Annotated in this window: 13 protein-coding genes; 5 read left to right on the top strand and 8 right to left on the bottom strand. The window is 60.6% G+C overall.

Annotated features, from left to right (window positions below; translation table 11 throughout):
- Positions 1–21 precede the first annotated feature (21 nt).
- Together Q2M23_RS05965 and Q2M23_RS05960 are read right to left on the bottom strand one after the other, a co-directional pair.
- Positions 22–261 (bottom strand): hypothetical protein, encoded by a 240-nt coding sequence (locus Q2M23_RS05965; protein WP_028344615.1) that lies wholly within the window; start codon positions 259–261, stop codon positions 22–24.
- 127 nt (positions 262–388) lie between these two features.
- Complete coding sequence (locus Q2M23_RS05960; protein ID WP_016841339.1) at positions 389–850, bottom strand: MarR family winged helix-turn-helix transcriptional regulator; 462 nt, start codon at positions 848–850, stop codon at positions 389–391.
- Positions 851–1032: 182 nt separating this feature from the next.
- Between Q2M23_RS05960 and Q2M23_RS05955 the strand changes: the two genes are divergently transcribed.
- The 3 genes from Q2M23_RS05955 to Q2M23_RS05945 all read left to right on the top strand — a co-directional run bounded on the left by Q2M23_RS05955 (position 1033) and on the right by Q2M23_RS05945 (position 5962).
- Entirely contained in the window at positions 1033–2202 is a 1170-nt protein-coding gene (locus Q2M23_RS05955; protein WP_076826513.1) for an efflux RND transporter periplasmic adaptor subunit, read from the top strand.
- Positions 2199–5351 carry an efflux RND transporter permease subunit gene (locus tag Q2M23_RS05950; RefSeq protein ID WP_316394954.1) on the top strand — a complete coding sequence of 1051 codons (3153 nt, stop codon included), beginning with the start codon at positions 2199–2201 and terminating at the stop codon, positions 5349–5351. The genes Q2M23_RS05955 and Q2M23_RS05950 overlap by 4 nt, the downstream gene beginning before the upstream one ends.
- Positions 5352–5455: 104 nt before the next feature.
- On the top strand, positions 5456–5962 hold the full coding sequence (locus Q2M23_RS05945) for an invasion associated locus B family protein (RefSeq protein WP_225160697.1): 507 nt from the start codon (positions 5456–5458) through the stop codon (positions 5960–5962).
- A gap of 22 nt (positions 5963–5984) precedes the next feature.
- Here the strand turns inward: Q2M23_RS05945 and Q2M23_RS05940 are convergent, their stop codons facing one another.
- The gene (locus Q2M23_RS05940; protein ID WP_018271115.1) at positions 5985–6392 is read right to left on the bottom strand and encodes a GNAT family N-acetyltransferase; all 408 of its coding nucleotides are present in this window, start codon (positions 6390–6392) and stop codon (positions 5985–5987) included.
- A 317-nt stretch (positions 6393–6709) separates the two neighbouring features.
- Between Q2M23_RS05940 and Q2M23_RS05935 the strand changes: the two genes are divergently transcribed.
- The gene (locus tag Q2M23_RS05935; protein WP_316394953.1) at positions 6710–8533 is read left to right on the top strand and encodes a site-specific integrase; all 1824 of its coding nucleotides are present in this window, start codon (positions 6710–6712) and stop codon (positions 8531–8533) included.
- A 22-nt stretch (positions 8534–8555) separates the two neighbouring features.
- On the opposite strand, the gene Q2M23_RS05930 is transcribed toward Q2M23_RS05935, so the two are convergent.
- The 4 genes from Q2M23_RS05930 to Q2M23_RS05915 all read right to left on the bottom strand — a co-directional run bounded on the left by Q2M23_RS05930 (position 8556) and on the right by Q2M23_RS05915 (position 11484).
- The gene (locus Q2M23_RS05930; protein ID WP_316394952.1) at positions 8556–10373 is read right to left on the bottom strand and encodes an ATP-binding protein; all 1818 of its coding nucleotides are present in this window, start codon (positions 10371–10373) and stop codon (positions 8556–8558) included.
- Positions 10374–10481: 108 nt separating this feature from the next.
- Positions 10482–10682, bottom strand: coding sequence for a hypothetical protein (locus Q2M23_RS05925; RefSeq protein ID WP_316394951.1), 201 nt, complete (start codon positions 10680–10682; stop codon positions 10482–10484).
- A 2-nt stretch (positions 10683–10684) separates the two neighbouring features.
- Complete coding sequence (locus Q2M23_RS05920) at positions 10685–10987, bottom strand: hypothetical protein (protein WP_316394950.1); 303 nt, start codon at positions 10985–10987, stop codon at positions 10685–10687.
- 155 nt (positions 10988–11142) lie between these two features.
- The gene (locus Q2M23_RS05915) at positions 11143–11484 is read right to left on the bottom strand and encodes a hypothetical protein (RefSeq protein WP_316394949.1); all 342 of its coding nucleotides are present in this window, start codon (positions 11482–11484) and stop codon (positions 11143–11145) included.
- Positions 11485–11732: 248 nt separating this feature from the next.
- Between Q2M23_RS05915 and Q2M23_RS05910 the strand changes: the two genes are divergently transcribed.
- On the top strand, positions 11733–11936 hold the full coding sequence (locus Q2M23_RS05910) for a hypothetical protein (RefSeq protein ID WP_316394948.1): 204 nt from the start codon (positions 11733–11735) through the stop codon (positions 11934–11936).
- 462 nt (positions 11937–12398) lie between these two features.
- Here the strand turns inward: Q2M23_RS05910 and Q2M23_RS05905 are convergent, their stop codons facing one another.
- A complete protein-coding gene (locus tag Q2M23_RS05905) occupies positions 12399–12749 on the bottom strand; it encodes a hypothetical protein (RefSeq protein WP_316394947.1) in 351 nt (116 codons plus the stop codon).
- Between the last annotated feature and the right edge of the window lie 37 nt (positions 12750–12786).

Below are 12786 nucleotides of genomic sequence, written 5' to 3'. Positions count from 1 at the left end.
GCTGTCCATGCGACCACGCGATTACTCGGCGCTTGGCGGCTTCATCAGCGAAAACAGCTCGTCGATCGTCCGCTGCGCGACCTGCCGCACGCGGTCGCTGTTCTCGAGGCCGGCGATGTTGACGCCGTTGACGACCGCTTTGATCTCGTCGCGGAAGTCGGTGAGAAAGCGCAGCGGGTCGCGCTGCTCGTTGGCGACGCGCGCGATCAATCCGGTAACCAGGATCTGGCATGCCATCATGCGCCCGTTCAACTCATCCATCGCAGCCCTCGTCCTCTCGCATCGTCGCTGCGCGATATGGACGACATCCCGCGACGATTCAACCGGCTCGCGCACGCTGCAACGGGTGAATGGATGGAGCGAAGGAATCTGCGCACGATGAGATGCGCTATTTCGCAGCGATGCGCTCCGCCTCCTCGCCGAGCGCCTTGATGCGATCCTTGACCTCGCGCAGCGTGGCGAGGCCGCTTTCGACATGCTTGTCCGAGACGTCGCGCAGCACATCGCCGGCGATCGCGTCGCGCAGGCTGTCGAGATCGTCGACGAGGCGGCGCCCGCTCCTGGTCAGGAACAGGCGATTGGCACGGCGATCCCTGGGATCGGGACGGCGTTCGAGCAGGCCATGCTCGACGAGGCGGTCGAGCAGCCGCACCAGCGAGATCGGCTGCAATTCGAGGACGTCGGCGAGATCGACCTGGGACAGTCCCTCCTGCTCGCGCAGGCGGAACAGCACGATCCATTGCGCACGCGTGGTGCCTCGCGCCTTGGCGCGATGATCGATATAATTGCGCAGCAGCCGGGAACTCTCGACGAGCTGCGCGATAAACTGGCGTTTGAGATCGAGCGACATAGGGGTCCTCGGTGCGTTTCCCAGGCGAATTGTTTCTGCTCGTTTCTGACCTAAACCTTTCCAAATGTTTAGGATTCTCAAGCCTTGGTGTGTTTACACATTAAGTGCACGCATATTATATCCGCAAGCTCTGTGAACCGTTTCGATCAGCCTTTATTGTTACGTCGAACCCAAGAGTCCGCATGTCAAAGTCACGCACCATCGGTTGGGTTTTAGTGATCGCTGCGGTCGGCGCCGCCGGTTATTTCGGCTGGCAGAAACACACGAGCAACCAGCAGGCGATCGAAGCCGCGCAGAAGCGATCCGCCCAACGCCCGGCCGTTCCGGTCAAGATCTCGCCGGTCGAGAAAGCCGACTTCCCGGTCTATCTCACCGGCCTCGGCACCGTGCAGGCGTTCAACACGGTCCAGGTCCGCACCCGGGTCGACGGTCAGATCACCAGGATCGCTTTTAAGGAAGGCCAGTTCGTCAAGGCAGGGGACACGCTGGTCGAGATCGATCCGCGGCCCTATCAGGCGACGCTCGACCAGGCCAAGGCCAAGAAGGCCCAGGACGAAGCCAATCTCGCCAACGCCAATCTCGACCTGCAGCGCACCACCAGGCTCGGCGAGTTCGCGACACGCCAGCAGCTCGACACCCAGCGCTCCACGGTGGCGCAGCTGACCGCCCAGATCTCGGCTGACGAGGCCGCCATCTTCAACGCCCAGACCCAGGTGGACTACACGACCGTCAAATCCCCGATCGACGGGATTGTCGGCCTGCGACTGGTCGATATCGGCAACATCGTCAATGCCTCGGCCCAGACCGGCATTGTCACGATCACCCAGATCGAGCCGATCACGGTGATCTTCACCGCGCCGGAAGACCAGCTGCCGGATATCAAGGCGGCGCTGGCCGTGGCGCCGCCCAAGACCATTGCCCTGACCACCGACGGCAAGCGGGTGCTATCCACGGGAACCCTGGCGCTGATCAACAATCAGGTCGACACGTCAAGCGGGACTGTCCGGCTGAAGGCGGTGTTTGATAACAAGGACCACGCGCTGTGGCCGGGCCAGTCGGTCTCGACCCGCCTTCTGGTCAGGACCTTGAAGGATGCCACCGTCGTCCCGGATGACGCAGTGCAGCATGGCACCGATGGCCTCTACGCGTATTCAGTCAATCAGGAGAACAAGGCCGAGCTTCGCAAGATCAAGGTCAGCCAGTCGATCGACGGCAAGTCGGTGATCGACGAGGGCCTGTCGCCCGGACAGCAGGTGATCACCGCGGGGCAGTACAAGGTCTCGCCGGGAACCCCGGTGACAACGGCAGTGGCGAGCTCGGATCCGTCCCAGTCGAAGGTTGCGCAGGAATGAGCGTCGGCGCCGGAATTTCCGCACCATTCATTCGTTTCCCCATCGGCACCTCGCTGCTGATGGCGGGCATCCTGTTCGTTGGTCTCGTCGCCTATCCCCTGCTGCCGGTCGCGCCGCTGCCGCAGGTCGACTTCCCCACCATCCAGATCACTGCGACCCTGCCCGGCGCCAGCCCGGAAACGATGGCGACATCGGTCGCCCAGCCGTTGGAACGCCAGTTCGCGCAGATCCCCGGCATCGCGCAGATGACCTCGACCAGCTATCTCGGCACGGCGGCGGTCACCATCCAGTTCGACCTCAACCGCAGCATCGACGGCGCCGCCAACGACGTGCAGGCCGCCATCAACGCGGCCAGCGGCCAGTTGCCGAAAACCCTTCCCTCGCCGCCGACCTACCGCAAGGTCAACCCGGCGGACTCGCCGATCATGCTGCTGTCGGCGACATCGGACACGCTGCCGCTGACGACGGTCAGCGATGCCGTCGACGCCCAGCTGGCGCAGCAGATCAGCCAGATCTCGGGCGTTGCGCAGGTCATCATCGGCGGCCAGCAGAAGCCGTCGGTTCGCGTCCAGATCGACCCCGCCAAGCTCGTCGCCAAGGGCCTGTCGCTGGAGGACGTCCGCGCTGCGATCAACATCGCCACCGTCGACAGTCCGAAGGGCAACATCGACGGCGCCACCCGCGCCTATACCATCTACGCCAACGACCAGCTGCTCACGGCGAGCCCGTGGAACGACGTCATCATCGCCTACCGCAACGGCGGGCCGCTGCGGATCCGTGATATCGGCCAGGCCGTCACCGGGCCCGAGGACGCCAAGCAGGCCGCCTGGGCCAACGGCAAGCGCGGCGTATTCCTGGTCATCTTCAAGCAGCCCGGCGCCAACGTCATCGACACCGTCGACAAGATCAAGGCGGCGCTGCCCCGACTGGTCGCCGCGATCCCGCCGGCGATCAAGATCGACGTGATCAGCGACCGCACCACCACGATCCGCGCGGCGGTCGAGGACGTCCAGTTCACCCTGCTGCTGACCATCTTCCTGGTCGTGATGGTGATCTTCGTCTTCCTGCGCAGTTTCTGGGCGACCGTGATCCCGACGGTCACGGTGCCATTGGCGCTGCTCGGCGCCTGCGCGCTGATGTGGGTGTTCGGCTACACGCTCGACAATCTGTCGCTGATGGCGCTGACGATCGCGGTCGGCTTCGTGGTCGACGACGCCATCGTGATGCTGGAGAACATCAGCCGCTACATCGAAGAGGGCGAGAAGCCGATGGCTGCCGCCTTCAAGGGCTCGCAGGAAATCGGCTTCACCATCGTTTCGATCAGCATCTCGCTGGTCGCGGTGCTGATCCCGCTGCTCCTGATGGGCGGCATCATCGGCCGCCTGTTCCGCGAATTCGCGGTCGTGCTCGCGATGACCATCTTCGTCTCGATGTTCGTGTCGCTGACGCTGACCCCGATGATGGCCTCGCGCTTCCTGCGCGCCCACAATGACGAGAAGCACGGTCGGTTCTACCAGCTCAGCGAGCGCGGCTTCGACGCCATGCTGCGCGGCTATCAGAGCGTGCTCGACCTCGCGTTGCGCTGGAAGTTCACGACGCTGATGATCTTCTTCGGGACGCTGGCGCTGTCAGTCTACCTGTTCGTCGTCATCCCGAAGGGCTTCTTCCCGCAGCAGGACGTCGGCCTGATCACCGCGACCTCGGAAGCCAACCAGGACATCTCCTTCGCCGACATGAAGCGGAAGCAGGAGGAACTCGGCAAGATCGTGCAGCAGGATCCCGCGGTGGCGACGGTGGCGATGGCGATCGGCGGCAGCGGCCGCGCCGGCAACAACGGCGCGATGTACATCACGCTGAAGCCGCTGAAGGATCGCGACGCCAACGCGCAGCAGGTCATCGCCCGGCTGCGGCCGAAGCTGGAGAAGGTCGAGGGTGCCCGGCTGTTCATGCAGGCGGCGCAGGACGTCCGCCTCGGCGGCCGCCCGACCCGCACCCAGTTCGAATTCACGCTGCAGGATGCCAACCTCGCCGAATTGAACGAATGGGCGCCGAAGATTCTCGGCAAGATGCAAACGCTGCCGCAGCTGCGCGACGTCGCCACCGACCAGCAGACCAACGGCACCACGCTCGAATTGAAGATCAACCGCGACACCGCCTCGCGCTATGGCATCCAGCCGCAGCTGATCGACGACACGCTCTATGACGCGTTCGGCCAGCGCCAGGTGACGCAGTACTTCACCCAGCTCAACAGCTACCACGTCATCCTCGAGGTGTTGCCGGAGCTCCAGGGCGCGATCGACACGCTGAACAAGATCTACATCAAGTCTCCGCTGACCGGCGAACAGGTGCCGATCTCGACCTTCGCGACCTGGACCAGCGTGCCGGTACGGCCGCTCTCGATCAGCCACCAGGGCCAGTTCCCGGCGATCACCATCTCGTTCAACCTGGCGCAGGGCGTTGCGCTCGGCCAGGCGACGGAAGCGGTGCAGAAGGCGATGGTCGACCTCGGCGCGCCGCCGACACTGAGCTCGAGCTTCCAAGGCACCGCGCAGGCGTTCCAGCAATCGTTGTCGACCGTGCCGCTGTTGATCCTCGCGGCGCTCGTGGTCGTCTACCTGATCCTCGGCATTCTCTACGAGAGCTACATCCACCCGATCACGATTCTGTCGACGCTGCCGTCGGCCGGCGTCGGCGCGCTCGCGATCCTGATGGCGGCCAGCTTCGACTTCTCGCTGATCGCGCTGATCGGCATCATCCTTTTGATCGGCATCGTGAAGAAGAACGGCATCATGATGGTCGACTTCGCGATCGCGGCCGAGCGCGACCAGCACATGGAGCCTGTCGCGGCGATCCGCCAAGCCGCCCTGCTCCGCTTCCGCCCGATCATGATGACGACGATGGCCGCCTTGCTCGGCGGCGTGCCGCTGATGCTAGGGACCGGCACCGGCTCGGAAATCCGCCAGCCGCTCGGCTACGCCATGGTCGGCGGCCTGATCGTCAGCCAGGCGCTGACGCTGTTCACGACGCCGGTCGTCTACCTCTATCTCGACAGGCTCTCGAATGCGTTTGCGAACTGGGGCCGCTCGCCGCGCACCGACCACGATGCTGACGACGACGAGCATGGATCGGTCAAGGAGGCCGCCGAGTGACTTGACTTTGCTGGCATCCCGGCACATCCGAAAGATGTCCATTCGGAGCCGGTACCGTGAAGATTGTCGCCAAGTCGCTCTTCGTCCTGCTGACCGCGTTCGGCATGGCCCACTCTGGCCACGCCCAGACGGCCAAGAGCAAGAACGCGCCCGCTCCGGCAGCTGCGCCCGCGGCTCCTCAGGGTGATACAGCAGCCCCCAACAATTCCGGCTGGATTGCGCGCTGCACCAGTGCGAGCCGCGACGCTCCGCTCGAATGCGCGATGGAACAGACCGCGGTGCTCACCAAGACCGGCCAGCTCATCGTGCTGGTCAATATCCGCGTTCCCGGCGACACCCGCACGCCGGTGGCGCTGATCCAGCTTCCACTCGGATTGAACCTGCCGGTCGGCGCCAAGCTGCAGGTCGACGACGGCAAGGCCGTCGACGTGCCGATCCAGACGTGCGAGGCACGCGGCTGCTACATCAATACGCCGATCGCCGCCGATGTCCTGACCCAGCTGAAATCGGGCAAGCAGCTCAAAGTGTCGTTCCAGAATCTCGGCAAGGAAACCATCTCCATCCCGATGCCGCTTGCGGACTTCGCGACGGTCTACGACAAGATCAAATAGCGCCGCGCAGCGTAGCCGTCCGCTATCGCTCCCGCTTGTAGAGGAACGCGTTGTCCGGCTGCGGCATGCCGATGGTCTTGTAGAACCCGATCGAGTCCGGCGCCGACAACAGCAGGCACATCGATTCAGGTCCGGCGAGGCGCCGCGTTTCCGCGATCAGACGCTTGCCGATGCCATGTCCCTGGTATCCGCGATCGACCGCAAGGTCCGACAAATAGCAGCAATAGGCGAAATCGGTCAGCGCGCGCGACACGCCGACCAGCTTGCCCGCCTTCCGCGCCGTCACGATCAGATTCGCATTGGCGATCATGCGCTCCATCCGGTCGGTATCCGCCAGCGGTCGCCGCTCGCCGAGGCCCGACTGCCGCAGCACCTCGATGAACTCATCGACGCCGATCGACGCTTCGCGGGCATAGAGAATTTCGTCCATCAGCCTAAACCTCTGTTGCAACGAGCCGGACCACACGCGCGAGACCATGGTGGATTACGCCGGACCAATCCACCCTGCCGTGATGGCACACATACGACTGGTCCTCCGTCGGCAGCTGCAGCCGGCTATCTCGTCGGGATTTGAGAGGATGATCACGCCACCGAGGCGGATTGGCTGGGGAACCTGGACGCTTTAGGATTCTCTGCGAAGGGATCGGAAAATCTTTTCACGCCAGATAGTTATTATCTTGGAGCAACTTAGCGGCTAGGCGCTATATTCATGGGTGTTACTAAAACCCGTTACGAGCACCCGCGAAAATGTCCCTCTCGACCAACATCGTCAAGCGTCCCGGCTCAGCCATGTATTACGCGCGCATCGGCATCCCGCCCGATCTCCAGCGCTACTATCCATCCAAGGGCGGCAAGCAAAAGCATCGGATCGAGCTCTGGAAGTCGCTCGGCACCCGCGACCCGAAGGCGGCGCGGGATTTGGTCCTGCCGGTGTTGAGCGAGTGGCGCCGGGAGTTTGCGATCTTGCGGGCGCGCCGCGAGCCGAGCACCACAGACATTCAGGCGGCCGTCTGGGCGCACTATGAGGGCGAGCTTGATGCTGATCTCCAGCGCCGGGCCACCATGCCAACTGGAGAGCAGATTGACGCCGCACAGCACCAGTTGACCCGCGATATCGAGGCCGGTCGGAAGCCGTGGTCTAACGATCCTATCGTCCAGTTGAGCAGCGCGATCGAGGTGCTTGTCATGCGTAGCGCGGCGAAGATGGACCGCCAGCGACGGGCGATCCAACTGGAGACCCTCAGGGAGCATTTGGCGACCGGCGAGACGGCCCTGATCCACTGGGCGGCCGACGACCTAATCGAGCGCGAGAAGCTGTTGGTCGAGAAAGGCAGCCCGAAATACCGGGAGATTTGCCATCGGCTCCAGCGTGCCCAGGTCGAGGCGTTGGAGCGCGCGGCCGAGCGCGACGCCGGGAACTGGGCTGGTGTGCCGACCGACCCAGACGTGAAGCCTGTGGATCCGACGATGGGCAAGCAGTTCGCGGCGCCCGGCGAGACAATCATGGAGCTCTACGACAGGTTCAAGGCAGAGCGCTATGGCGCGACCCGGCCCGACACGTGGAACCAGAACCGCGGGATTGTGAAGCTGTTCGCCGAGTATGTCGGCGAGACCTCGCACGTCTCCGTGATCACGCGGAAGGCGGTCCGCGACTGGAAGCACCAGTTGTCACGCTGGCCAGTCAAGGCCGGCGAGACTGCGGCGTTCAAGGGTATGTCCTTCCGGAAGGTCATCGAGGCCAACGCCACGGTCGGTAAGCCGACGATCAGCAACACAACGGTGAACAAGTATCTGGCAGCGGTCGGCAGCTTTTCGACCTGGCTGCTGCAGAGCGATTTCATCGGCAGCGATGTCATGGCCGGGCAGTATCTGGTGCGGGACAAGCGGAAAAAGAATCGCTTCCCGTTCACTGCTGACCAGCTCAAGACGATCTTCAATTCGCCCCTCTTCACGACCTGCATGGGGGACGATCGGGAGCACGAGCCCGGCAACGTCGCGATCCGCGACTGGCGCTATTGGATTGCATGGATCGGCCTCTACACCGGCGCGAGGTTGGGCGAGATCGCCCAGATGGCGACCCGCGACCTTCGCCAGCAAGACGATGTCTGGATTTTCCATATCACCGAGAATGGCGAGCTCGACGACGATGGTGCGTCGATCAAGTCGACCAAGACAGCGGGATCACAGCGCGTGGTGCCGGTGCATTCGCGGTTGATAGAGTTGGGCTTGCTCGACTATCACGCTGCCGTGGTCGCGCGGGGCGAGACGCAACTGTTCCCGGAGATCAAGCCGGACACGCGCGGCTTCTTCTCTGGCATGCCCTCGGCCTTCTTCAATGACTACTTCCGGGCCATCGGCGTGAAGGTCGACCGTAGGGTCAACTTCCATAGCTTCCGGCATGGCATCGCCGACGCCTTGCGTGCGGCCGGCTATATGGACGAGGAATTCGGCGTGCTGCTCGGCCACGTCAAGGCGAGCACGACCGGAAAATATGGCATCCTGCCCCAAGGCATCTTGAGCAAGCGAGTTGAGATGGTGGAGTCTGTGCGCTTCCCAATTGCGCAGCCGTAACGTGCGCACATCATCTTGACCACTATCGCGTTCTCTCGGCCAACTCCGCTACGTGCGCCCCTAGTTCGGAAAGCGTCTCGGGTTTGTGCTCGATGAGCCATTCAGTCAAGAATTTGGAGTGAGAGGTCTTATCGAGAGGATCACCAGGACCCGCGAGCTCATTCAGCAGAGCATCCAAAAGGCTCGGCGCGTGAACCTTCCGGAGCCACTCCTGATCGCCTATGTCATCGCTCCATTTTGTGCCGGAGATGAATTTGCCGCCGTTTGACTTCAACCACGCCGCCACCTCCTCAGAAGTTGCAGGTTTTTCGTCCTCACGGGGCAAAGAATTCAATAAGGATGCGATGGCATCCGGGTCGATTAAATAGTTCTCATAAGTCAGGCGAGACATGAAGCAGGCGCGCCCCTTCGATTGAAGCTTGAGCCTTTCGATATCAGCTTCCGACCGATCTTCACGATCGAAGCTAAATGACACGGCAGCCGGTAGCAGCAAAGCACCCGAGCTAAGCTTCTCGTAGATGTCCCAGATCAGCTTCTTGCGGTCTCGTTTCTTTTCAAAATCTCCAGTTGCGCGAACGGCAACAAATATAAGGCCGAGTTCAACCCGTTGCAGCAAGCGCTCAAGCAATATTGGGAAGCAAATCTCCTCTGTTGCGCCCTCGACCCATACCGCCCGATCATAACCGAACACGTCTGAGAAACTTACGCCTATCTCCGTCAGCACGGTCCTAAGGTCGTCAACCTTCGCGGCGTCGATTTTTTCAATCTTGCTCTCTCCGCCTGTCCAACTGATGAGATGCATGACGTCCGGTTGAGCCGTTGAGATCAGCTCAGCAGAATGAGTCGCCAACACATATTGGTGTCGCTCGTATCTCCTTAGAATTTGAACTAGCTTCTTGGCCGCGCCCGGGTGGAGGAATGAGTTTGGCTCGTCGATTACAATGACGCCGTTCGGAACGGTCATCACGACATACAGAATAGCAAGGACTTGACCTACACCCGTTCCACTCTCACTGAGTGGTATAGCGAGATCCTCTCGCTCGGTCTCTGGAGCGACGGACCAAAGCCTCACCTCGAACTCATCCCCGATAGTAAAAACCGAAACGCGTTGTATGGCGGGGAATACCTCCCTCACATGCTCATTGTATTTGTCAAACCGCACGTGATTTGCCTGCAATGTTCCGAGCACCGCAGCTAAGTTCGAGGCATTGGTTTCAAGCTTTGTCGCCTGCGATGCGCGCACCCGACCTATATTCAGCCGCTGTGGCTTAAAGACATAGATTGCGTCGGGATATGCTAGTTGGGCAATCTTCGGTAGCGAGTCGCTGTTGCTTTGGATTATAGACTCAGCGACCGAGAACCACGGTTGCTCACGCTTCGCGGTGACTCTGAGGCAGGTTCTGTCCAGCCCTGCCTTAAACAAGCCATGCGAAGGGTATTCCAACGGACGAAACTCGTTGCCAGCGACTTGAATATCTAGCTTCAGAGTCTCATTCTCAAATATCGAGAGAGCGGACTGCTGCATAACGGCGAGGTTATTGTCGGGCTTCACCGGTATTTCGCACTGGTCGCCAAGAGCCAGCATCGCATGATGAAGTTCTTCGCGCGTTAACGTAAGTTCGAATTCAATCACAGGATTTGGAGTCAGGGGCATCCCCCGAGGACTTGTCGGCGATCTATGCGGGTGTGAGCCCATGCCAAGTAGGTTGAATGCCTCCAGAAGCGCTGTTTTGCCGGAGTTGTTCTTGCCTATCACTACCGTGAAGTTAGGAGAGAACTCCAGCCAACCGGACGACCTAAACCCTTTATAGTTGCCAAGTTTAAACTTCAGAAGCTTCAACTTCAGCCTCATTTTCTAAGGCGCGGCCAACACGGGCCGACACCACGTGTTCCCCCGCACAATCTAAGCGCGAGGGAACCATCTGGGCAAGTTGCTTATAGGGGAGGCTTATTCCCCGAAGTCGAAAAGCTGCCTTTCTGAGAGACGAATGTAGGACTCGAACTCACCGGTATTGTCGATCGCTGCCGCAGTCACCACCTGGGCGATCGCTCCAACGCAAGAGTTCCGATCTGCGCGCCCCGCTTTGTAGGCGTCGAGGACGGTCTCCAAAAAGCGGTCGAGGGCATCAGCGTTTGGTGTGAACGCCATTGTCACGCCTCCACAACGGATTCGTCGTGAGCGAGAACGCCAGCGTCGCGGCACCAATCGTTCACTGCATCTATGCCGCCCCAATCGGTGAAGAAGTTGTTCTCGCAGATGGCGTATTCAGCGCCGTTCATAGAAAGCATTGAGCCTCGCGACAGCTTGCAGATACTTGCCCCTCGCTTGCGCTCAAAACGGCGGCGTGCCGCGGAGAACGTGACGGTGCGCAGCGATTTGGCTTGCCGCGCCATTTCGAGAACAAGAGGGTTGATGGTGCCACGCAGGGCCGCAGAAACGGCTTCGTTAGACATTGGGTGTCTCCATACGAGTTGATGAGGACTGCTCACCTAGAGCAGCAAAAATAGGAATTCTATTGGCGATTTTGCACGTCTCGCGCGAAGGCGCCGGAAAAGCTGCAACTTGCAAGCGGCTTGCCATGGAATGCCATGGCAACGCCGGAAATAGCTCAATGAGAACGGCGCCTTGTGCGGGCAGAGTCTTGCGTTGCTGAAGCGCTACACCGTCGAAGTTTCTCTTCGTGCTCCCAATCTGCGGCAAGGACGTGCGCGTAGATCGACTGCGGCCACACGTTGCCGTGCTCGCCCAGAGCGACCTTCACCTGGTCGTCGGTCATCTCGCCGGTCACTGGGCACGGATCGAGATCAGCGACGCGTTCGGCCAGCCCAGGGCGGTCGGCGAGCAGCGGCCCCATTGCGAGGTGGATCAGATCGACGTCGTGCTGGCCTGCGACAAGGCGCACGCGATCGACATAGCTGTCGTAGAGAGCGCGGGGAAGATATTCGGTCATTTCGACTCCGGGTGCTGATGCGAGTGACGATCGACTCGCACGACCAGAATCACGCCGCAAGACGCTTGGCGTGTTTAATTTCTAGTTTTCTAGAAATTAAATGCATTCCGAACACGCTTGCGGACCAAAAAGGTCACGCAAGGTTTTCGACGCCCGCTATAATCACACATGATGAAGAACTGCGCCCCACGTTCTGGGACACAGCATAGCGGCTCCAAAACGACGGTAAGGCGGTCACAACGCCTGCTATGAGCCTGCCGCAGGCGAACGGGTATCGGATCAAGCGCTCCCCTACGGAGAACGTAGGACGCCTTGGTAAGGTTGGACCGGACGATCGCAAGATCGTCGAACGCGCCAAAAAAGATGAAGGCAATGCCTCGCGGCATCCTTCACCAACCGCGCTGTTGATGGATATCTGGCAGACGGTTGGGCGTCCGGCTTCGGTCGGATAACCGCATGATTGCTTGCAATCGAGAAACGGAGTTTACGGCGTGGGTTCGGGATGCCACCTCGCCGCGTTTGTTCATCACAGACGCTACGCTCCAGATTAACCTTCGGTGGAATGAACCCCTCGAACTTCTCTCCCTTCGGGATAGGCGCTTAGGGCTTGCTCTAGGTGTCTATCTCTGGAGGGAGAAAGTTTCCCTTGGAATGGTAACTGTGAATGGATGTTGATTGATTGGTTTGATGATCAAGACGACGATGCACAAGCCAGCGCGAAGCGCTGCCGAGCCGGAGGCGAGGATCACAGTGCCTACCGGTTGCACTGGTGCAAGTAGTTGGAAGAAAGATGCGTCAAACCTTCGCGTGGACGCTATAATAGAAGAAGGCACCTGTTTCAGCCGCAGGGCGTCTTCATCAGGGAAAGCCTCCGGGACTTCACTCACCCCGGGGGCTTTTCTCTTGCCGGGGTGTCAGGAGAGAATTTCCCAGAACTCCACCGGCTCGCGACCGTTATGCCAACCGGCATCCTCTACGCTGCGAGCCATCTTTAGGATATGCATTAGGTATTCGGCGTGCTCATGTTTGGCCTCCACGAACTTATCGAGCAGTGACTTCATGTCGTTCCAGTTGACCTCGACTTCGTAAGTGCGAGGATTCTGGCCAGCGCCGAACCGATCGAAATGAACGATGACCTGTGAATCGACATTGCGTCGGCGATCGTTATCCGGATGCTCCCTGAAGTCAAAAGACGGCTCAGTATAAGTCTCGTGTGGTTTATCTTCTTGGCCAAATCCCGGCTGGTGAATGTGCGTTAGCTTCATCTTTCACCTCCTGTTGAGGCTCGACAGATAAACGTCC

Origin of the sequence: Bradyrhizobium sp. 33ap4 (assembly GCF_032654765.1) — a bacterium.
Classification (GTDB): Bacteria; Pseudomonadota; Alphaproteobacteria; order Rhizobiales; family Xanthobacteraceae; genus Bradyrhizobium; species Bradyrhizobium australafricanum.
This window is presented reverse-complemented; position numbering and strand designations above follow the sequence as displayed.

Coding starts and splice junctions, on each gene's coding strand:
- Q2M23_RS05920 (WP_316394950.1), bottom strand. CDS start 10,987: ATGTCTAACGAAGCCGTTTCTGCGGCCCTGCGTGGCACCATCAACCCT.
- Q2M23_RS05935 (WP_316394953.1), top strand. CDS start 6,710: ATGTCCCTCTCGACCAACATCGTCAAGCGTCCCGGCTCAGCCATGTAT.
- Q2M23_RS05940 (WP_018271115.1), bottom strand. CDS start 6,392: ATGGACGAAATTCTCTATGCCCGCGAAGCGTCGATCGGCGTCGATGAG.
- Q2M23_RS05910 (WP_316394948.1), top strand. CDS start 11,733: ATGAGCCTGCCGCAGGCGAACGGGTATCGGATCAAGCGCTCCCCTACG.
- Q2M23_RS05915 (WP_316394949.1), bottom strand. CDS start 11,484: ATGACCGAATATCTTCCCCGCGCTCTCTACGACAGCTATGTCGATCGC.
- Q2M23_RS05950 (WP_316394954.1), top strand. CDS start 2,199: ATGAGCGTCGGCGCCGGAATTTCCGCACCATTCATTCGTTTCCCCATC.
- Q2M23_RS05925 (WP_316394951.1), bottom strand. CDS start 10,682: ATGGCGTTCACACCAAACGCTGATGCCCTCGACCGCTTTTTGGAGACC.
- Q2M23_RS05960 (WP_016841339.1), bottom strand. CDS start 850: ATGTCGCTCGATCTCAAACGCCAGTTTATCGCGCAGCTCGTCGAGAGT.
- Q2M23_RS05905 (WP_316394947.1), bottom strand. CDS start 12,749: ATGAAGCTAACGCACATTCACCAGCCGGGATTTGGCCAAGAAGATAAA.
- Q2M23_RS05945 (WP_225160697.1), top strand. CDS start 5,456: ATGGCCCACTCTGGCCACGCCCAGACGGCCAAGAGCAAGAACGCGCCC.
- Q2M23_RS05965 (WP_028344615.1), bottom strand. CDS start 261: ATGGATGAGTTGAACGGGCGCATGATGGCATGCCAGATCCTGGTTACC.
- Q2M23_RS05955 (WP_076826513.1), top strand. CDS start 1,033: ATGTCAAAGTCACGCACCATCGGTTGGGTTTTAGTGATCGCTGCGGTC.